Source organism: Bartonella sp. CM86QHHN, from assembly GCF_042194695.1.
GTDB lineage: Bacteria > Pseudomonadota > Alphaproteobacteria > Rhizobiales > Rhizobiaceae > Bartonella.
In genome coordinates this window covers 135,087-155,851 of sequence record NZ_JBHIND010000051.1, presented here as the reverse complement: position 1 = coordinate 155,851, position 20,765 = coordinate 135,087, and the positions used below count along the sequence as shown (strand labels likewise).

The following is a 20,765-nucleotide window of genomic DNA, read 5'->3' as shown; positions in this document are numbered from 1 at the left end:
GCACTATGAATAAAGTAAATCCTAAAAATACATCTCCTGTTGCTCCTAAAAAGGTTTTTATCAAAACTTATGGATGTCAAATGAATGTTTATGATAGCCAACGGATGACTGATAGTCTCAGTTCGCAAGGCTATGTGACAACACAAATTCCCAATGATGCCGATCTTATTCTTGTTAATACCTGTCATATTCGTGAAAAAGCAGCAGAAAAACTTTATTCTGATCTTGGTCGTTTGCGCATTATGCGTCAAGAACGCACACCTGATAAACCCTTGACAGTTGGTGTAACGGGTTGTGTTGCACAAGCTGAGGGAAGTGAAATCTTGCGCCGTGCGCCAACAGTGGATCTTGTTATTGGTCCACAAATGTATCATCGCCTGCCAGAATTGTTAGAAAAAGCCAAACAAGGAAAAAAGATTATCGAAACAGACTATGCTGTTGAAGATAAATTTGCTCATTTGCCGCCTCATAATAAACATGCAGTAAGAAAACGGGGTGTTAGCGCATTTTTAACAGTACAAGAAGGGTGCGACAAATTTTGCACTTTTTGTGTTGTTCCCTATACGCGGGGTGCTGAAATATCACGGTCCGTCGAGCAAATTACCGAGGAAGCCCGCCAGCTTATTGAAGCAGGTGTTAAAGAGATTACGCTGCTTGGACAAAATGTCAATGGTTGGCATGGACAAAGTGCTGATGGCAAAACTTGGCGTCTTGGCGATCTTCTTTATCATCTTGCAAAACTCGATGGTTTAAAGCGTTTGCGTTACACAACCAGCCACCCGCGTGATATGGATGATAGCCTTATCGCCGCACATCGAGATCTTGATATGTTAATGCCTTACCTCCATCTGCCTGTTCAATCAGGTTCAGATCGCATCTTAAAAGCCATGAATCGCCAACACAAAAGTTCTCATTATCTTCATCTTATCGAAAAAATTCGGACGGCACGACCCGATATTGCCTTTTCAGGTGATTTTATTGTAGGGTTTCCAGGAGAAACAGATGAAGACTTTGAAGAAACCATTAAACTTATTCAACAAGTACAGTACAGTTCAGCTTATTCTTTTAAATATTCCCCCCGTCCTGGAACAGTGGGAGCCACAATGAAAAATCATGTTGATGAATCTGTAAAAGATGCCCGACTTCAACATTTACAAGCCCTTCTCCTTGAGCAACAAAATGCGTTTTTGCGTTCTAAAATTGATCAAAAAACGAACGTTCTCATCGAAAAACCTGGACGTCACTCAGGGCAAATGGTAGGGCGTTCCCCGTGGCTTTTACCTGTTGTTGTCGATACAGAAGCCTCTACAGGTAGCGTGATAGAAATTCATATTAAAAATGCAAGCTCAAACAGTTTTGTTGGTGAAGTGACAAATAGATAAACATGCCTCTAATACCTTGTTCAAAAATAAATATTTTGGAAAACTCTTTTATTTTAAAAGCAAATGATTACATCTAAAGCGTGCACTTTTTGTAAAAATTGTCTTTTATAAAGTTTACTTAACAAAATGTGCAATATTTATGTAAATATGGAGAATAGGCTGAAAGCTTCAACCGAAAAAATAAAGCGTATTAAAGAAAAAGTAAATATGTCCCTTGAAAAGGCTGATACCTTGAAACAAACAAGCGCTTCAGATGTGAGCCAAGTTGTTTTGATTTTCGAAAATAATAAATATGCAAAAGCAGTTTTTGGTAAATTTGACGAAAATCTCGCTTATATCGAAAAAAAACTCGAACTTAGTATTCATCCGCGTGGTAATGAAGTCTTAATCCGTGGAAATATTTCTGTTATAAAACGTGCGCAATATGCATTGCAGCAGCTTTATGAACGTGCCAAAACACATCAAGAGCTCACTTTATCAGATATAAAAGGAGCGATTGCTATGGCAAATATACCAAAGAAGCAGAAAGAAGACACAATAACACACAAATCTGCAACGAAACGTATAGCAGCTCGGTTGAGTACCCATAAAAAAATAATTCATGCAAGAACTCCAACACAAGACGCTTACATAAGTGCTATGGAGCATACTGAACTTGTGTTTGGTGTAGGACCAGCAGGAACAGGAAAAACGTATCTTGCTGTTGCTCATGCTGCAATGCTTCTAGAACGTGGTATCATTGAGCGAATTATTCTCTCACGTCCGGCTGTTGAAGCTGGAGAACATCTTGGTTTTCTTCCCGGTGATCTCAAAGAAAAAGTCGACCCATATTTACGACCACTTTATGATGCTCTTTATGATATGATGCCCGCTGAAAAAATAGAACGCATTTTAGCCTCTGGTGTCATAGAAATTGCTCCTCTCGCCTTTATGCGCGGACGAACACTTGCCCATGCTGCTGTTATTCTTGATGAGGCACAAAATACTACGCCCATGCAAATGAAAATGTTCCTCACACGTCTTGGAGAAGGAACACGTATGATTGTTACCGGTGACGTAAGCCAAATTGATTTGCCTACAGGGCAAAAATCAGGTCTCATTGAAGCAATTCGCATTCTTTCAAATGTAGAAAATATTGCAATTGTGCATTTTGATGAAAAAGATGTTGTACGCCACCCACTTGTTGCTGCTATCGTTCGTGCTTATGATCGTGATTCCGAAATACAAAATAAAAAAAAATCATTCGCATGCGATGCATTAAAAAATGAATTTGATTCATCATGATTATTATTGATATAATGATTAAAAGCGCAGGGTGGAATGATGAGAAAATGCTTTATAATATCACTGAAAAAGCATTAATGGCAACTATGCATCATGTTTCATTGGAAAATGTTGTAAGCGAGATTAGCCTGCTTTTTACGGATGATGAACATATGGCACAAATCAATGCACAATGGCGCAACAAAAACAAATCTACTAATGTATTATCCTTTCCTGCTTTTCCACTTAAAGCTGGAAATCAACCTGGTCCCATGCTCGGTGATATTATTATTGCCCGAGAAACTGTTGTTTTCGAAGCAGAGAAAGAAGGAAAAACATTTCAAGACCATTTAATGCATATGATTGTTCATGGCATCTTGCATCTGCTTGGTTATGACCATGAAACTGATAATGAAGCACATCAAATGGAAAAGCTTGAAAGAGAAATTCTTCAAAAGCTTTCCATAAAAGATCCTTACGCTGAATTGTCTATAAATGATAAAATTTAACTTTTAAAATTAATATTACGAGCATACCATTTAAGCCTCTCATTCATCTATTATAAAAAGAAAGTTTAGAAGATTTCAAAACCATGGCCAACAAAATAAATGCACAAAATAATAGTCAAGCATCTTCTAATAATGAAAAAGACCCCTCTCAACAGACGAATCATACAGAGAAATATTCCCTGATGAATCATTTATTTTCATTCTTACGGGGTCGTAATTGTGCATCTACGTCGCTGCGCGATGATCTTACCGTTGCACTCACGACTAACAATGAAAAAGATACCGCCCTCTTCTCACCTGAAGAACGTACTATGCTGCATAACATTTTACGCTTACGTGAAGCACGCGTGGATGATGTTATGATACCTCGTTCTGAAATCGAAGCATTAGAAATAAACACCTCTCTTGGAGAAACCCTTCAATGTTTTGCAAAAATCGGTCATTCTCGTATACCCGTTTATGCTGAAACTTTAGATGATCCACGCGGCATGATCCATATCCGCGATATTCTTAACTACATCACTCGCTTTATTATCAACCCAACAAAAACCGAACAAAAATCCGATTTGCTTCAATTAAACCATACAGACTTGCATACTCCAATCGGTGAATTGGATTTGATCCGAACCGTTCTCTTTGTTCCCAGTTCTATGCTTGCAAGCAAATTATTAACACGGATGCAAACTACACGAACTCAAATGGCTTTAGTTATTGATGAACATGGAGGAACAGATGGTCTCGTTTCAATGGAAGATATTGTTGAGTTAGTCGTTGGGGATATCGAAGATGAACATGATAATGTCGACAATGCTATCGTACGTGAACCAAATAATAAATGGCTCGTTGATGCAAGAACTGAACTAGAAGATGTGGAGAAAGCTCTTGGTCCTGATTTTATCGTAGGGGAATATGGTGATGAAGTTGATACTATTGGTGGTTTGATCGTCTCAATTCTTGATCGCATTCCTGCTAAAGGTGAAATTGTCGAAGCTGTACCTGGCTATAGATTTCGTATTTTAGAAGCTGATAAACGCCGGATTAAACGATTGCGCATTTTTCGCATTCCCAAAAATGAGAATCTTGAGAACAATGCCATCCCTAAAGAATAGTCCAGCATTTTTAAACAATTTCATCGTTTTTTTGTTCTCTGTTACAGGCTGGAAGCGCCAAGCATGGATATTTCTGTGTGGTGCTCTTACTTCTTTTGCACTTCCACCCTTTTATTTAACACCTCTTTGCTTTTTAACTTTCCCTCTCTTTATTGTTTTACTTGACTCAATACAGGCCACCAAAAACAATAAAAAACATTTTTTTACTTACGCTTTAAGCTGTGGAACATTTGGTTTTAGTTATTTTATTTGCGGCCTTTGGTGGCTATGCAATGCTTTGTTAACAGATCCAGATTCTTTTGGTTGGGCAGTCCCATTAGCCATTTTATTCCCTCCACTCTACCTTTCTCTTTATTGGTTTTTTTCTGGTTTCATTGTCGGTTTATTATGGACAAAAGGAATAGCACGTTTTTTTGTTTTAGCCTTTGCATTAGGATTATCCGAGTGGTTGCGTGCGTTTTTATTCACAGGATTTCCATGGAATTCTCTTGGCTATACAGCCATGCCAACCCCAATGTTCATGCAATCTGATGCAATCGTAGGACTTTACGGAATGAATATTCTTGCTGTCTTAGCCTACAGTTTGCCAACTGTTTTATTAACGGATGAAAAAAAGAAAGTGGCACTTTCTCTTTGCTTATCACTTATATTCATTCACTGTGGTTTTGGGTTTTATCGTCTTCATACTATAGAAAACACAACTGAAGATCAAAAAAGTGCTTATTGGGTGCGCATTGTTCAACCGTCCATCCAACAAAATATAAAATTGCGTGATAATACACGAGAATCTATGTTGGAAGCGCATATGAAGCTAAGTGCAACGCCAACAACCGATCAAAATTCAGAACCCGATTTTATCGTATGGCCTGAAGCTTCCGTTCCTTACCTTCTCTATGATAATTCATCTATCACAATGCGCATTGCCTCTCTTTTAAAACCTAAACAATGGGCTATTGTTGGAGCAATACGCGCCAGCAATGATCTACCTCATTCCCAAATACAATATTTTAATACAATTGCAGTCATTAATGCTCAAGGTAATATTTTAAATACTTCCGATAAACTTCATTTGGTTCCTTTTGGTGAGTATCTTCCTTATCAGAATTTATTGAAAAAAATTGGATTGCGTACCCTTGCTGATAATATTGGTGGATATAGTGCTGCAAGTGTGCGCAAAATTGTTACAATGCCAAACGGATTTTCTTATCTACCCTTAATTTGTTATGAAGCAATATTTCCCCATGAAATGACTTTTAAAGGCTCCCCGCCTCAAGCAATTATTAATATTACAAATGATGCATGGTTTGGTGTAACACCTGGACCCTATCAACATCTTCAACAAGCACAGCTTCGTGCCGTTGAACTGGGAATCCCCCTCATACGGGCAGCCAATAATGGCATATCAGCTGTTATTGATTCTTATGGACGAATCGTTGTAGCTCTTCGACAAAATGCTGTGGGCATTATTGATTCACAAGTTCCATCATCCATTACCCCTATAGGAAGCAATGAATACAGAACTTTCTCTACTTTTATCTTATTCATCCTTATGCTATTGTGTCGTATTGGTTTTGGTTTTACAAAACAGCTTAAATGATTCAAGTGCCCTTTGTACGGTATTGTGTTGCGTGTACCAGTGATATTGGGAAAAAATATTACATATTGTTTTAATTATATGATAAATCAACTGCGCATAAATATGATGTTGGTTTAGAAGAAAAATGCTGGAAATAAAGAGTTGCATTATGACCGAAACTAGAAAAAAACCTGACCCTATAGATATCTATGTTGGAACTCGTATCCGTTTACGTCGTAATATTTTAGGACTCACTCAAGAGAAACTAGGTGAAAAATTAGGAATTACTTTTCAGCAAATCCAAAAATATGAAAAAGGAACAAACCGTATTGGTGCCAGCCGTCTTCAAGCGATAGCGGAAATTATGGATGTTCCTGTTTCTTACTTTTTTGATAAAGGTATTACCTCCCAACAAGTAGAGGGTTTTGCTGAAAGTGAACACAATTTTATAGACTTTTGTTCTAGCAGCGAAGGGATTCAGCTCATGCGCGCTTTTACAAATATATCTGATGCTAAAGTGCGTCGAAAAATTATTGACTTGGCAAAAGCACTTTCTGAGGAAGATTTGACAAATAAGTTATAAATTAAAATTATATCTTTTCTCTTTTATTCATATACATTTGCATTGACTATTTGCTGTAGAATTAGCAAATGGTGACGACTTTAGTAAGCAATTGATTAAATCGTTGGTTTTCTTTTTTGAAGGAGTTCCTATGCCGCATCAAGATTATCTTTTTACGAGCGAATCGGTATCGGAAGGACATCCTGATAAAATTTGTGATCGTATTTCCGATGAAATCGTTGATATGATCTATAAAGAAGCTGAAAAGACTGGTACTGATCCATGGTTAGTACGCGTTGCCTGTGAAACTCTCGTCAGTGTCAACCGTGTTGTTATCGCTGGTGAAGTACGTGTTCCCGATACGCTATTAAAAAAAGATAAAAATAAAGAATTCATCTATGATGAAACTAGCTTTCCACTCATTAATCCTACACGTTTTCGTACAGCAGCGCGCCGTGCTATTCGTACCATTGGCTATGAACAAGCAGGCTTCCATTGGAAAACTGTTAAAATTGATGTTCTTTTGCGCCCACAATCAGCTGATATAGCAAGAGGGGTTGATAATGCTACGGATCGGCATGGTGAAGAAGGAGCGGGTGATCAAGGTATCATGTTTGGATATGCTTGCCGTGAAACACCTGATCTCATGCCTGCGCCAATTTATTATGCGCATAAAATTCTCAAACTTCTTGCCGCAGCTCGTCATAAAGGAGAGGGAGAAACTGGAAAATTAGGACCAGATGCTAAAAGCCAAATAACCATACGTTATAAAAATGGAAAACCGATAGAGGTCACATCCATTGTTCTTTCAACGCAGCACCTTGATGAAAGCTGGGATTCCAATAAAGTACGTACAGTGGTTGAACCTTACATTCGCCAAGCTTTACATGACATTCCCATTGCAGCTCAATGTAGTTGGTATATTAACCCAACAGGAAAATTTGTCATTGGAGGCCCTCAAAGCGATGCCGGATTAACGGGACGCAAAATTATTGTGGATACTTACGGAGGTGCAGCACCCCATGGAGGCGGTGCTTTTTCAGGAAAAGATACAACAAAAGTTGATCGTTCTGCTGCCTATGCGGCACGCTATCTGGCTAAGAATATTGTTGCTGCTCATTTAGCAGAGAGATGCACCATTCAACTCTCCTATGCAATTGGTATTGCACAACCTTTATCTATTTATCTTAATCTTCATGGAACAGGAAAAGTCGATGAAAAGGTTATTGAAGAAGCCATCCGCAAAATAATGGACCTTTCACCTACCGGCATTCGAAAACATCTTGACCTCAATAAACCTATTTATGCGAAAACAGCTGCCTATGGTCACTTTGGTCGTAAACCAAAACACGATGGTTCGTTTTCATGGGAAAAAACTGATCTCGTGAAAACGCTTCAAACAATGATCCAAATCCCATGATTAAACATAATATACGTAAGAGTGAAGCATTTTTTGGACGCCGACAAGGAAAACAACTTCGAAACAGTCAGCTTACACGTATACAAATGCTTCTCCCCAGTTTGAATATTGATTTAAATGTCCCTCCTCCCTTAAACCTTACATCCTTATTTTCAAGCAAAATAAGAGAAATTCGACTTGAAATCGGTTTTGGTGGAGGTGAACATTTACTTCATGAAATGGCATATTTTCCAAAAACCGGTTTTATCGGCGTCGAGCCCTTTATCAATGGCATGGCAAAAATATTGTCGTCTCTTGAACAGCATCAAAACCATCAAAATCGTCTTCGCCTCTATAATGATGATGCTACACGCCTTCTTGATTGGCTCCCTGATAACTCGCTTGACGGAATAGACCTCTTCTATCCTGATCCTTGGCCGAAAAAAAAACACTGGAAACGACGCTTCATCAATATAAAAAATCTTAACCGTTTTGCTCGTGTTCTTAAAATAGGGAAATTTTTGCGCTTTGCTAGCGATATAGACAGTTATGTCAACTGGACTTTGTACCATTGTGCACAACATGATCACTTTGAATGGAAAGCAGAAAGCCCTCAAGACTGGAAACTCCCTTATCCACTATGGAGCGGAACCCGCTATGAAGCAAAAGCTTTACGCGAAGGACGAACGCCTGCCTATCTTACCTTTATCAAGAAATAAATGATCAAGCGCTTTTCTCATAAACAACTTGAAAAATTTTGAATTTAAGAGTATCAATAGTTAAATTCTTGGTCTTATGATGAAGAGTGGGCCGTTGGACCCGCTCTTTTTTAATATCATAAAACTGATGAAACCAACTTGGATAAAATGTATGAACGAAGCTGAAAAAATAAGCAATCTTGACGAACCGCGCCTGTTTGAAGAAGATGGTATCGAAGCACAGGTTGCTGCTCTTGTCATACCACTACTTAAACCTTTAGGTTTTCGTTTGGTTCGTGTGAAACTTCTTGGTCAAAATGGTTTAACACTTCAAATTATGGTTGAACGTGCCGATGGTTCTATGACCATAGAAGATTGTGAAACTGTTAGTCGAACAGTTTCTCCCCTCCTTGATGTACAAAATGTTATTGAACGCAAATATCATTTAGAAATCTCATCACCTGGAATTGATCGTCCATTGGTAAGAAAATCTGATTTTTTTCATTGGCAAGGGCATCTTGCAAAAATTGAAACCAAAATAACAATTGATGGGCGCCGAAAATTTCGTGGGACACTTACAAATATCACGCAAGATGGATTTATTTTAAACACTGATAAAGCTGCTTATGGAGAAGCCATGTATACCCCTATTTCCTTTTGTGATATCATAAATGCGCATTTAGTGCTTACCGATGAGCTTATTCGCGATGCATTGAAACAAAATAAAGATTTAAGTCAACAATTCATTGCCGAAGAGAACGCTAACGACTCTATACAGACGCTCAATTTCAAAAAATAATATCACTGGGAAATACCCATCGTGTGGCACAAAGAAGGAGAAAATTGATGGCTACAAGCGCTAACAGGCTTGAGATTCTGCAAATTGCAGATGCTGTTGCACGTGAAAAGTCAATCGACCGTGAAATTGTCATTTCTGCGATGGCTGATGCTATTCAAAAAGCAGCACGTTCTCGTTATGGTCAAGAAACCAATATTCGTGCTGAAATCAATTCTAAAACAGGTGAAATTAAATTACAGCGCCTGCTTAAAATCGTTGATGTCGTTGAAGACTATACAACGGAAATTACTTTGTCTGATGCTCTCAAACGTCAAGCAGAAGCAAAAATTGGTGATTTTTTTGCTGATCTTTTACCTCCTATGGATTTTGGACGTATCGCAGCACAATCTGCTAAACAGGTTATTGTACAAAAAGTACGCGATGCAGAGCGCGATCAGCAATATGAAGAATTCAAAAATAAAGTTGGTGAAATTATTTCTGGTACAGTTAAGCGTGTGGAATATGGTAACGTCATCGTTGATCTAGGGCGCGGTGAAGCTATTGTTCGCCGTGATGAATTAATTCCTCGTGAATCATTCCGCTATGGAGATCGCATTCGTGCTTTTGTCAATGATGTACACCGTGAAACGCGTGGTCCGCAAATTTTCCTTTCACGCACACATCCCCAATTTATGGTAAAACTTTTCACTATGGAAGTACCAGAAATTTATGATGGTATTATAGAAATCAAATCTGTTGCTCGTGATCCAGGTTCACGGGCTAAAATCGCCGTTGTTTCACGTGATGGTTCCATTGATCCTGTTGGAGCATGCGTTGGAATGCGAGGAAGTCGTGTACAAGCTGTTGTTGCTGAATTACAAGGCGAAAAAATTGATATTATTCCTTGGTCGCCTGATGCGGCAACATTTGTCGTTAATGCACTGCAACCTGCTGAAGTTTCTAAAATCATCCTTGATGAAGATGCTGAACGGATTGAAGTTATTGTGCCAGATGATCAACTTAGCCTTGCTATTGGACGACGTGGGCAAAATGTTCGCTTGGCTTCGCAACTAACAGGATGGAACATTGATATTTTAACGGAAAAGGAAGAATCTGAAAATCGTCAAAAAGAATTTACTGAACGAAGTAAATTGTTTATGGAAGCCTTAGAGGTTGACGAAATGATCGGACAGGTTATGGCATCAGAGGGTTTTTCTTCTATTGAAGAAATCGCCTATATTGATCTTGAAGAAATCGCTTCTATTGATGGTTTTGACCATGATACCGCCGCTGAAATCCAAAGTCGTGCCCGCGAATATCTTGATCATCAAGAAAAAGCACTTGATGAAAAACGCAAAAAGCTCGGAGTTTCTGACGAATTGCGAACACTTCCTGGAATGACAAGTGCTATGTTGGTTGCTGTAGGTGAGGATGGTGTAAAAACAATAGAAGACTTTGCTGGCTATGCCGTTGATGATTTAGCTGGTTGGAGAGAACGTAAAGAAGGTCAAACACAGAATTTTTCTGGTATTTTAACCCCTTTTGACATTACACGCGCAGATGCAGAAGCTATGGTTTTAGCCGCACGTGTACAAGCAGGCTGGATAGACCAAGCTGATCTTGTTACAGAAAATCCTGTAGAAGATGGAAATTCTACAGAAAATGAAAAAATAGATGATTTGGATGTGGATACACTTTAAATGAATGAACGGACTTGCATTGTGACCCGAAAAAATGCTTCAGCACAAACGCTGATCCGTTTTGTTATTGGTCCCAATAACCAAATTGTTCCTGATCTTAAAGCGAATTTACCAGGGCGTGGCGTTTGGATTTCTGCCCATCACGCTGTTATTGAGAAAGCAATCAAACAGAAAGCTTTTCATAGAAATTTTAAAACAGATGTTGAGGTTGCACCAAATCTTGTGCATATTGTTGATACGCTTTTACTAAAAGCCGCTCTTTCAAGCCTTTCCATGGCACGAAAAGCGGGAGCAATTGTTATGGGAGCAACAAAGGTTGACGCTGCTATCCGCTCTGGTAAAGTTATTCTTGTACTTCATGCTAAAGAAACAACAGAAGATGGGAAACGAAAAATTGCACAGGCCATCCATTCAATACAACAACAAACAAATCGGACTATAAAAACCATATCTTTATTTACAAGTGATGAAATGCGAGTGGCTTTTGGCTCTAATCCTGTAATGCACGCGGCCTTACTGGACACAAAAGCTGCTGAAGGATTTCTCAAAACAACATGTAAATTGATCAGCTATCGTGACGACAAGCATAGTAAGTCTAGTGAGATGACGGCCCAAGCCGTGAAGGAAGTACAATGAGTGAAAATAACAACGACAAAACAACCGTCAAGAAGACACTAACTCTCAAGAGGTCTGTCTTGGAAACGAGTACGGTTAAACAAAATTTTAGTCATGGCCGTACGAAGGCTGTCGTTGTCGAAACCAAACGGCGTAAAATTACGCGACCTGATGAAAAAGCTGAAACCCTACAGCCCATTACAAAGCCGCATGTGGCCCCCCAGCGTTCTAAACCGCGTTTTGAGGGAAAAAAGCCTCAAGAATCTGTGACCAAAAGCAATCTTTCATCAACTGAAATGGAAGCGAGACTTCGCGCGTTAGAAGAAGCACATATCCAAGAAAAAATAACGCGAGAACAAGCCGAAGAAGAAGCAAGACGCGCTAAAGAGCGTGAAGAAATTTTACAGCAAGAAATTAAAGAAAAAGAAATACATCTCCAACAAGAAGAAGAAATATCGCCAGTACAGACTCCATCTGTTCCCCCTCTCATTGAACAGACAGATATTCCTATTGCCCCTAAACAGACAACCGTGGTTGAAAAACGCAAAATAGATGACAATAAAGAGGAAGAACGGCATAGTCGACGTGCTAATCCTGCTAAATCAGAAATACGTGTACCCAAAGTTGTCAAAGGAGCTGATGAGCGGAGACGCGGAAAGTTAACTCTGAATAGTGCACTGGATGAAGAAGGAAGCGCACGTGGGCGCTCAATGGCTGCAATGCGGCGTAGACAGGAAAAGTTTAAGCGTGCACAAAATCAAGAACCAAGAGAAAAAATTTCTCGCGAAGTTGTTCTTCCTGAAACGATTACTATTCAAGAGCTCGCACAACGTATGACTGAGCGTTCTGTTGATGTGATTAAATTCTTGATGAAACAAGGACAAATGATGAAACCTGGCGATGTTATTGATGCAGATGTTGCCGAACTCATCGCTGTTGAATTTGGCCATACTGTTAAACGTGTTTTAGAATCTGACGTAGAAGAAGGTATCTTTAATATAACAGATAATCCTCAAAACATGCAGCAGCGCGCCCCTGTTGTAACCATTATGGGCCATGTTGACCACGGAAAAACTTCGCTTTTGGATGCTATTCGTAAAGCAAATGTTGTTTCTGGCGAAGCAGGAGGTATTACGCAGCATATTGGTGCCTATCAAGTAGAACAAAATGGTCAAAAAATTACCTTTATTGATACACCAGGTCATGCTGCATTTACCGCTATGCGTGCACGCGGAGCTCGTGTTACTGATATTGCTGTTCTCGTTGTAGCCGCTGATGATAGTGTTATGCCTCAAACGATTGAATCAATCAATCATGCGAAAGCTGCTGGTGTACCTATCATTGTTGCTATCAACAAAATTGATAAACCAGCTGCGAATGCACAAAAAGTGCGTACAGAACTTCTACAACATGAAGTGTTTGTTGAAACTATGGGTGGAGAAACTTTGGACGTTGAAGTTTCTGCTAAAACTGGTCAAAATCTTGATAAACTTCTCGAAGCTATCCTTCTTCAAGCTGAAATGCTTGATCTGAAAGCAGATCCTCAACGAACTGCAGAGGGCGTTATCATTGAAGCCAAATTGGATCGCGGACGTGGGTCTGTTGCAACAGTTCTTGTTCAAAAAGGTACATTACACCCTTCTGATATTATCGTTGCTGGAAATGAATGGGGTCGTGTACGTGCTTTGATTGACGACCATGGCCGCCATGTCAAAGAGGCCGTTCCCTCTACACCAATTGAAATTTTAGGCATGCAAGGAACACCACAAGCCGGAGACCGTTTTGCTGTTGTCACACATGAAGCAAAAGCACGTGAAATTTCTGAATATCGGCAACGATTAGCACGTGATAAAGCTGTTGCGCGGCAAACTGGTTCGCGTGGTTCTCTTGAACAGATGATGACAAAATTGCAAACGACTGGTGTTAAGGAATTTTCTCTTATTATAAAAGGAGATGTGCAAGGATCAATTGAAGCAATCGCTTCAGCATTGGAAAAACTCGGAAATGACGAGGTTCGTGCGCGTATTGTACATTCTGGTGCTGGAGGAATTACCGAAAGTGATATTTCTCTTGCAGAAGCTTCTAACTCTGCTGTAATTGGCTTTAATGTTCGAGCCAATAAGCAGGCACGTGATTTTGCTAAAACACAAGGAATTGAAATTCGTTATTACAACATCATTTATGATCTTGTTGACGATATCAAGGCTGCTATGTCTGGATTACTCTCACCAGAACAGCGTGAAACTTTCCTTGGTAATGCTGAAATTCTAGAAGTCTTTAACATTACAAAAATTGGAAAAGTTGCAGGATGTCGTGTTACAGAAGGTAAAATAGAACGAGGAGCCGGTGTTCGCCTTATCCGCGATAATATCGTTATTCACGAAGGAAAGCTGAAAACACTCAAACGCTTTAAGGATGAAGTCAATGAAGTGCAAAGTGGTCAAGAATGTGGAATAGCCTTTGAAAATTATGAAGACATGCGTGCAGGAGACATCATTGAGACCTTCCGTATCGAACATATTAATCGCACATTATAAAATAATCCAATAACTTTACTCTGTTGTGAAATGAGAAAAGTTATTAGGTTTTATACACAATATTTCTTTTTCCTTATCTAAATGGTCAAAAAAGAGATCTTGTAGCAAGGATAAAACTTTGATGAAAAATGCAGGGCCATCACAACGGCAACTTAGAGTAGCAGAGCAAGTACGTCATGCAATAGCGCATATATTACAGCGTGATATTTTGCTTGATGATATCTTAAAAAATATTGTTATTTCTGTCTCTGAAGTACGCATGTCATCAGATTTAAAAATTGCTACTTGCTTTGTATCACCTCTCAGCACTCTTAAAAATGCTTCTCATACCGATGTTGTTGATACCCTCAATAAACATAGTCGTTTTCTCCGTGGAGAAATCAGTCATGCGTTGCGACAAATGAAATATATGCCAGAACTGCGTTTCCGACTTGATAATAGTTTTGATAATTTTTCAAAAATTGATGCCCTCCTTCGCTCGCCTGAGGTTGCACGCGATCTTCACCATAGTGATACAGATGAGGATTAAAGATATGGCGCGGCAACACAAGAAAAAAGGGCGTCCTGTTTCTGGCTGGGTCATATTTGATAAACCAAAAGGAATGAAATCAACAGAAGCTGTCTCACAAATCAAATGGCTCTTCCATGCTCAAAAGGCAGGACATGCGGGTACACTTGATCCTCTTGCTTCTGGTCTCCTTCCCATTGCATTGGGCGAAGCAACCAAAACCGTCCCTTACGTGATGCAAGGCAAAAAAACTTACCGTTTTCATATTGCTTGGGGGCAAGAGCGCTCAACAGATGATTTAGAAGGAGAAATAACGAAAACTTCTCTCATACGTCCAACACAAGAAGAAATACTTGCTCTTCTTCCTCAATATACAGGTGTTATTTTGCAAACACCTCCACAATTTTCAGCAATCAAAATTGCTGGAAATCGTGCCTATGATTTAGCGCGTGAAGGGGAAGTTGTTGACATTCCGCCCCGTGAAGTGGAAATAGAAACTTTCAAGTTATTAGAAATGCCTACCAAAGAGCATTCTATCTTTGAAATAACCTGCGGAAAAGGAACTTATGTGCGCTCTTTAGCACGCGATATGGGACGTGATCTCGGTTGCTATGGGCATATTGCTGATTTAAGACGTATTGCCGTCGCACCTTTTGATGAAGAAGATCTCATTACATGGGAGGAACTAAAAGCGGCCATTCCGCCAAATAAAAACACTACAGATGAGAATAATCGTTCTTTTGAAAAAAACTTCTCAACACTCGATGGGCTCTTAATTGACACAAGCGCCGCATTGGATTGCCTCCCTCACTATATCCTTAATGAAACTCAAGCACAGAGAATTATAAGAGGCCATTCTATCCTCTTGAATCATCACAAAGCACCTCTTGATGAAGAGGAAATTTGTGTCCTCTATAAGGAACAACTTCTTGCTATTGGCACTCTCGACAAAGGTCTATTTAAACCAAAGCGGATTTTCACAATTTAATCGATTCTTTTCCCAACCACCTTTTGCGGAAAGATATTTTTCTCTATCAATTAAGAAAAATATGGTGCTTTTCATTGTCTATATTTACCGTATTCATATCAAAATTTAAGTCAGTGCTATAAGCTAACACCACCACACACTTTTTCCTCTTAATGTCGCAATAATCCTTGCATTTAAAGGATTCATAAGAGGCTTTTTATTTCTTTTTCAATCGTTTTTTACTCATACTTTAGTCCTCGTTTATAATGTACAAGCAAAGATATGGACTGATTTACTCTAAATAGATTTGAAACGAGAAAAGCTTAAGATTTTCAGAACTATCACTCAACATGAAAAATGACAAATAACCATTATAAATCAATTCATTAAATATTGAAATAGCAATTTTTTATGATTATGCTAACAAATTGATCGAAATAATATTAATATATGTAATATTTACAAAAACTGTTTTAACCCTAAGGAAGATGATCAGAGGAAACTTTTAAAAGCATCTCATTGGCTTGAGGTATTGTTTGGCGTTCAATCATGCGGTGCACTCTTATACCGTTAGGAGCACAATTTAAATGACGCAGACGCTTATTGACTTCTGCATCTGCTTTTGTACGACGATGATTATGGCGTAAATAATCTACCCATGTTGGCATATGATAAGCCTCTGTCCAATATTCAGGTCTTTCAAGATCTCGTAAAAGGACCCACTGACGCGCACCATCACGTAATCGAATATGGCGTCGACGCGTCATCACTTTGAGAAACTCTTCAAGATCATTTTCATGAATTTTATAATCGATCATTATCATGATCGGGCCACTTCTTGCTTTGAGGTCAAGTAATAATTCCGGCTCTCTAAAATGATCAAGAGGATTTAAATCTATCTGAGGAATTTCTTGAATTCTAAATTTTACCCCCGCAAGAGCACCAAAAATCAAGAATAGAGAACAAACGCTCAAAGCAATTGTTGGAGAATAACCATCAGCCAAAACTCCCCAGATTGCACTTCCAATAGCCATCCCCCCATAAGATGCCGTTTGATAAAGTGCTAAAGAACGTGCGACAACCCAGCGTGGTGTAGAGAGTTGTACAGATGTATTAAACAATGATAATGCCAAAACCCAACATAACCCTGCAGGAAATAAAGCAATATGGCTTATAATCAGTGAACGGCTTATTCCCAATAAAAAGCAAGAAAAGGCAAAACCAATAAATGCACTTGCAATAATTGTTTCTGAACGAAAATGATGCCGTACAACTGCATTAATAATACCTGCTGTCATGGCTCCTAACCCAAAACAACCGAGCAATGTACCATAAAGAAGGGCACTTCCTCCAAGAACTTTATGCGCAACAATTGGCAAAAGTGCTAAAATAGAAATTGCTCCTATACCAAAAAGGAACGCTCGAACCATAATACTCAGCAGATTAGGTGACATCGCAACATAACGCAAACCATCTGAGACAGCTCCTAACAGCCTTTCTCGTGGCAATGAGTTGTTTTCATAATTCGACTTCCAGAAAAACAACGCACCAATAAGAGGAATATAGCTTATAGCATTAAACAAAAAAGCAGCAGATGCCCCCAAAGTTGCAATGATGGCACCACCAATAGCAGGACCAACACTCCGCATCAAATTAAAGCCGACACTATTCAAACTAACAGCAGCAGGAATATTTTCCCTGCTCACAATATCTCCTATCGTTGCTTGCCAAGAAGGATTATAAAAAGCTGTACCACATCCAATCAAAAACGTAAAACATAACAAAAGCCAAGGTGTTAGAAATCCCATATAGGCTAAAACAGATAAACTCATCGATATGACCATCATCATAATCTGCGCACACAACATAATTTGACGCCGATTAAAATTATCAGCTAATGCCCCTGCCATCAAAGAAAACATAACAAGTGGTAATGTTGTGGCACTTTGAACTAGCCCAACCATGGAATGCGAAGAACTAATCAACGCCATTAACCACCCTGCTCCAACAGCCTGTATCAGCCCCCCTAAATTAGAAATAAGAGTAGATGACCATAAATTTCGAAATACCGAATTACGAAAAAGTTTTAATGTTGAAATGCTCTGCATCTTTTTCCTCCAAATCGGTATTTATCACTTTTGTTACCACATACACGCTCATAATCTTTGTATCAAAAGGATGCATAATTCTTTAAAAAACTTCTCATAAAACTCTATTTAAATCAATATTTCAAAACAAAAGCTTTTATTTAAAGAAAGACTTCAAAATGCTGTCAAGGACTAGTATTTTAACCTTCTTTCCTATATAAGAACGAAAATAGGTAAGAGTCTTCGACTTTTCCTGTTTTCTCACAGACCCTTGCTGAACGACATCTCGGCTATGGGTGACTTTATGTTTCTTCGTTTTTGGAAAGGATAATACGATGTCGATTACAGCTGAACGTAAAAAAGCTCTTGTCTCAGAATACGCAAACAAAGTTGGTGATACAGGATCACCAGAAGTGCAAATTGCTGTACTTTCTGAACGTATTTCTAATTTAACAAACCACTTTAAATCTCACAAAAAGGATAATCATTCTCGTCGTGGTCTTTTGAAGATGGTGTCTCAACGTCGGCGTCTTCTTGATTATCTTAAAGGAGTTGACCAAAATCGTTATCAGACACTTATAAAGAAGTTAGGTTTGCGTCGCTAAAAGAAAAATGGAAGTGGTATTAAAAAAACACCCATTTTTTCAACGTGTTGCTTTTAATTAAAAATTTTAAAAACTGATAAGTTATTATGGGATAGAACTGCTCATCGTTTCGCATTTAAGCAGTTTACTTCTCTTTTCTCGCAACAAAGATAAAAAGTATGTTGTCCACCCCAGATCTTGGAAGTATGCTACGCAAAACCAGAATGTGAGCAATCAAAGATTTAAACACTGGTCATTAAGGATAAAAAATGTTCAAAACGCACAAGATAGAAATTGAATGGGCCGGGCGTCCGCTCACCCTTGAAACAGGGAAAATAGCGCGTCAAGCTGATGGTGCAGTGATTGCTACCTATGGAGAAACGATTGTCTTAGCTACCGTTGTATCGGCCAAAATCCCAAAACCAGACCAGGACTTTTTTCCACTCACCGTTAATTATCAAGAAAAATCCTATGCTGTTGGTCGAATACCTGGGGGCTATTTAAAACGTGAAAGTCGACCAAGTGAAAATGAAACTTTGGTTTCACGTTTGATTGATCGCCCAATTCGTCCCCTTTTCGTTGAGGGATATAAAAATGATACACAAGTTATTGTTTCCGTTATACAGCATGATCTCGAAAACAATCCCGATATCCTTGCGATGATTGCATCTTCTGCCGCATTGACCCTGTCAGGTGTTCCTTTTATGGGGCCTATAGCCGGTGCCCGCGTTGGCTATTGTAATGGACAATATGTTCTTAATCCTCATATCGATGAAATGCCTGAATCAAAACTTGATCTTGTTGTTGCTGGAACAGAAAGTGCTGTTTTGATGGTTGAATCAGAAGCACAAGAATTACCGGAAGATATCATGTTGGGAGCTGTGATGTTTGGTCACAAAGGCCTTCAACCTGTCCTTGATGCCATTATAAAGCTTGCTGAAGTTGCTGCAAAAGATCCTCGTGATTTTGTTCCTGAAGATCTTTCTGAGCTTGAAAAAGCGATGCAGAAAATGGCAGAACAGAATATACGAAAGGCTTACACAATTACTGATAAGCAAGAACGTTATGCTGCAATTGATGCACTAAAGACAGAAATCCTCAATAAATTTATGCCAGAACCAGAAAAAGACTGTCAATTTAGTGCAGATCAAATTGCAACCGTATTTAAACAGTTGCAAGCAAAAATTGTTCGCGGAAACATTCTTGATACCCAAAAGCGGATTGATGGACGCAATCTTTCTACCGTACGCCCTATCCAATCAGAAGTAAGTATTTTACCCCGCACACATGGATCAGCACTCTTTACCCGCGGAGAAACACAAGCGATTGTCGTTGCAACATTGGGAACTGGTGAAGATGAACAATATGTTGATTCTTTGACAGGAATGTATAAGGAAACATTCCTTCTCCATTACAATTTTCCACCATTTTCAGTGGGTGAAACGGGACGCCTTGGTTCTCCAGGTCGTCGTGAAATTGGACATGGCAAATTGGCATGGCGGGCAATTCACCCCATGTTACCAACGAAAGAATCTTTTCCTTATACCATTCGTGCTGTCTCAGAAATCACTGAATCCAATGGCTCTTCTTCTATGGCAACGGTTTGTGGAACCTCACTTGCTCTTATGGATGCTGGTGTTCCTCTAGCACGCCCTGTTGCTGGTATTGCTATGGGCTTGATTAAAGAAGGAGAACGCTTTGCTGTTCTTTCTGATATTTTAGGGGATGAAGATCATCTTGGAGATATGGATTTTAAAGTCGCAGGAACAGAAAATGGTATTACTGCCTTGCAAATGGATATCAAAATTGATGGTATTACCGAAGAGATTATGAAAATCGCGCTTGAACAAGCCAAAGGTGGACGAATCCATATCCTTAATGAGATGGCGAAAGCTTTAACCAGTGCACGTGCTGAGCTGAGTGAATTTTCTCCACGAATCGAAGTTATGAATATTTCTGTCGATAAAATCCGTGATGTTATCGGCTCTGGTGGTAAAGTTATTCGGGAAATCGTGGAACAAACTGGAGCAAAAATTAATATTGAAGATGATGGTACCATTAAAATTGCTTCTGCTGATGCTAAAACCATTGAAGCAGCAAAACGTTGGATCCATTCTATTGTCGATGAGCCTGAAGTTGGTGCTATCTACCAAGGAACAGTTGTAAAAACTGCAGAATTTGGTGCATTTATAAACTTCTTTGGTTCTCGTGATGGACTCGTTCATATCTCTCAGCTTGCATCAGAACGCGTCACCAAAACAACAGATATTGTAAAAGAAGGTGACAAAGTTTGGGTTAAATTAATGGGCTTTGATGAGCGTGGAAAAGTTCGGTTATCAATGAAGGTCGTTGATCAAACAACCGGAAAGGAAATCACCGGTGATAAAGCGATGAATGAAGAAAAGTGCGTGGATGAAAAAAAACAACCTGAAAATAAGCGCCGCCGTAAGAAAGAAGAGTAAGTTTTTCCTCTTATCGTATCATGAAATGC

General features: G+C 39.1%; 17 protein-coding genes. 16 read left to right on the top strand and 1 reads right to left on the bottom strand.

What is annotated here, in order from left to right:
- Window positions 1-5 precede the first annotated feature (5 nt).
- From miaB to truB, 14 genes are all read left to right on the top strand, one after another.
- Complete coding sequence (miaB, locus tag ACFIKX_RS04645; protein WP_375627640.1) at window positions 6-1,382, top strand: tRNA (N6-isopentenyl adenosine(37)-C2)-methylthiotransferase MiaB; 1,377 nt, start codon at window positions 6-8, stop codon at window positions 1,380-1,382.
- Window positions 1,383-1,541: 159 nt separating this feature from the next.
- Window positions 1,542-2,666, top strand: coding sequence for a PhoH family protein (locus tag ACFIKX_RS04640; protein ID WP_375613339.1), 1,125 nt, complete (start codon window positions 1,542-1,544; stop codon window positions 2,664-2,666).
- Window positions 2,663-3,154, top strand: coding sequence for an rRNA maturation RNase YbeY (gene ybeY, locus ACFIKX_RS04635; RefSeq protein ID WP_375627641.1), 492 nt, complete (start codon window positions 2,663-2,665; stop codon window positions 3,152-3,154). Before ACFIKX_RS04640 ends, ybeY begins: the two co-directional genes overlap by 4 nt.
- An 83-nt stretch (window positions 3,155-3,237) precedes the next feature.
- On the top strand, window positions 3,238-4,263 hold the full coding sequence (locus tag ACFIKX_RS04630; protein ID WP_273790583.1) for a hemolysin family protein: 1,026 nt from the start codon (window positions 3,238-3,240) through the stop codon (window positions 4,261-4,263).
- Window positions 4,226-5,860 carry an apolipoprotein N-acyltransferase gene (gene lnt, locus ACFIKX_RS04625; RefSeq protein ID WP_375646188.1) on the top strand — a complete coding sequence of 545 codons (1,635 nt, stop codon included), beginning with the start codon at window positions 4,226-4,228 and terminating at the stop codon, window positions 5,858-5,860. Before ACFIKX_RS04630 ends, lnt begins: the two co-directional genes overlap by 38 nt.
- 148 nt (window positions 5,861-6,008) lie before the next feature.
- Entirely contained in the window at window positions 6,009-6,422 is a 414-nt protein-coding gene (locus tag ACFIKX_RS04620) for a helix-turn-helix domain-containing protein (RefSeq protein ID WP_375611810.1), read from the top strand.
- A gap of 130 nt (window positions 6,423-6,552) precedes the next feature.
- Entirely contained in the window at window positions 6,553-7,821 is a 1,269-nt protein-coding gene (gene metK / locus ACFIKX_RS04615) for a methionine adenosyltransferase (protein ID WP_375613312.1), read from the top strand.
- Window positions 7,818-8,519, top strand: coding sequence for a tRNA (guanine(46)-N(7))-methyltransferase TrmB (locus ACFIKX_RS04610; RefSeq protein WP_375661216.1), 702 nt, complete (start codon window positions 7,818-7,820; stop codon window positions 8,517-8,519). Before metK ends, ACFIKX_RS04610 begins: the two co-directional genes overlap by 4 nt.
- Window positions 8,520-8,646: 127 nt before the next feature.
- A complete protein-coding gene (gene rimP, locus ACFIKX_RS04605; protein WP_375611870.1) occupies window positions 8,647-9,297 on the top strand; it encodes a ribosome maturation factor RimP in 651 nt (216 codons plus the stop codon).
- Between the two features lie 47 nt (window positions 9,298-9,344).
- A complete protein-coding gene (nusA, locus tag ACFIKX_RS04600) occupies window positions 9,345-10,976 on the top strand; it encodes a transcription termination factor NusA (protein WP_375627644.1) in 1,632 nt (543 codons plus the stop codon).
- On the top strand, window positions 10,977-11,612 hold the full coding sequence (locus tag ACFIKX_RS04595) for an RNA-binding protein (RefSeq protein WP_375627645.1): 636 nt from the start codon (window positions 10,977-10,979) through the stop codon (window positions 11,610-11,612).
- Window positions 11,609-14,128: a translation initiation factor IF-2 gene (gene infB / locus ACFIKX_RS04590; RefSeq protein ID WP_375627646.1), complete on the top strand. Its 2,520-nt coding sequence runs from the start codon at window positions 11,609-11,611 to the stop codon at window positions 14,126-14,128. Before ACFIKX_RS04595 ends, infB begins: the two co-directional genes overlap by 4 nt.
- 121 nt (window positions 14,129-14,249) lie before the next feature.
- Window positions 14,250-14,657 carry a 30S ribosome-binding factor RbfA gene (rbfA, locus tag ACFIKX_RS04585; protein WP_375627647.1) on the top strand — a complete coding sequence of 136 codons (408 nt, stop codon included), beginning with the start codon at window positions 14,250-14,252 and terminating at the stop codon, window positions 14,655-14,657.
- A 4-nt stretch (window positions 14,658-14,661) separates the two neighbouring features.
- On the top strand, window positions 14,662-15,624 hold the full coding sequence (gene truB / locus ACFIKX_RS04580; RefSeq protein ID WP_375611817.1) for a tRNA pseudouridine(55) synthase TruB: 963 nt from the start codon (window positions 14,662-14,664) through the stop codon (window positions 15,622-15,624).
- A gap of 458 nt (window positions 15,625-16,082) precedes the next feature.
- Here the strand turns inward: truB and ACFIKX_RS04575 are convergent, their stop codons facing one another.
- Window positions 16,083-17,711, bottom strand: a complete 1,629-nt coding sequence (locus tag ACFIKX_RS04575) for an MFS transporter (RefSeq protein ID WP_375613307.1) — start codon at window positions 17,709-17,711, stop codon at window positions 16,083-16,085.
- A gap of 314 nt (window positions 17,712-18,025) precedes the next feature.
- Here ACFIKX_RS04575 and rpsO point away from each other — a divergent pair, with 314 nt between their 5' ends.
- Together rpsO and pnp are read left to right on the top strand one after the other, a co-directional pair.
- On the top strand, window positions 18,026-18,295 hold the full coding sequence (gene rpsO / locus ACFIKX_RS04570) for a 30S ribosomal protein S15 (RefSeq protein WP_375613306.1): 270 nt from the start codon (window positions 18,026-18,028) through the stop codon (window positions 18,293-18,295).
- A gap of 248 nt (window positions 18,296-18,543) precedes the next feature.
- Window positions 18,544-20,736, top strand: coding sequence for a polyribonucleotide nucleotidyltransferase (gene pnp / locus ACFIKX_RS04565; RefSeq protein WP_375627648.1), 2,193 nt, complete (start codon window positions 18,544-18,546; stop codon window positions 20,734-20,736).
- Window positions 20,737-20,765 lie beyond the last annotated feature (29 nt).

Coding starts and splice junctions, on each gene's coding strand:
- rimP (WP_375611870.1), top strand. CDS start 8,647: ATGAAACCAACTTGGATAAAATGTATGAACGAAGCTGAAAAAATAAGC.
- nusA (WP_375627644.1), top strand. CDS start 9,345: ATGGCTACAAGCGCTAACAGGCTTGAGATTCTGCAAATTGCAGATGCT.
- metK (WP_375613312.1), top strand. CDS start 6,553: ATGCCGCATCAAGATTATCTTTTTACGAGCGAATCGGTATCGGAAGGA.
- infB (WP_375627646.1), top strand. CDS start 11,609: ATGAGTGAAAATAACAACGACAAAACAACCGTCAAGAAGACACTAACT.
- ACFIKX_RS04575 (WP_375613307.1), bottom strand. CDS start 17,711: ATGCAGAGCATTTCAACATTAAAACTTTTTCGTAATTCGGTATTTCGA.
- ACFIKX_RS04630 (WP_273790583.1), top strand. CDS start 3,238: ATGGCCAACAAAATAAATGCACAAAATAATAGTCAAGCATCTTCTAAT.
- rbfA (WP_375627647.1), top strand. CDS start 14,250: ATGAAAAATGCAGGGCCATCACAACGGCAACTTAGAGTAGCAGAGCAA.
- rpsO (WP_375613306.1), top strand. CDS start 18,026: ATGTCGATTACAGCTGAACGTAAAAAAGCTCTTGTCTCAGAATACGCA.
- pnp (WP_375627648.1), top strand. CDS start 18,544: ATGTTCAAAACGCACAAGATAGAAATTGAATGGGCCGGGCGTCCGCTC.
- truB (WP_375611817.1), top strand. CDS start 14,662: ATGGCGCGGCAACACAAGAAAAAAGGGCGTCCTGTTTCTGGCTGGGTC.
- ACFIKX_RS04620 (WP_375611810.1), top strand. CDS start 6,009: ATGACCGAAACTAGAAAAAAACCTGACCCTATAGATATCTATGTTGGA.
- lnt (WP_375646188.1), top strand. CDS start 4,226: ATGAGAATCTTGAGAACAATGCCATCCCTAAAGAATAGTCCAGCATTT.
- ybeY (WP_375627641.1), top strand. CDS start 2,663: ATGATTATTATTGATATAATGATTAAAAGCGCAGGGTGGAATGATGAG.
- ACFIKX_RS04595 (WP_375627645.1), top strand. CDS start 10,977: ATGAATGAACGGACTTGCATTGTGACCCGAAAAAATGCTTCAGCACAA.
- miaB (WP_375627640.1), top strand. CDS start 6: ATGAATAAAGTAAATCCTAAAAATACATCTCCTGTTGCTCCTAAAAAG.
- ACFIKX_RS04610 (WP_375661216.1), top strand. CDS start 7,818: ATGATTAAACATAATATACGTAAGAGTGAAGCATTTTTTGGACGCCGA.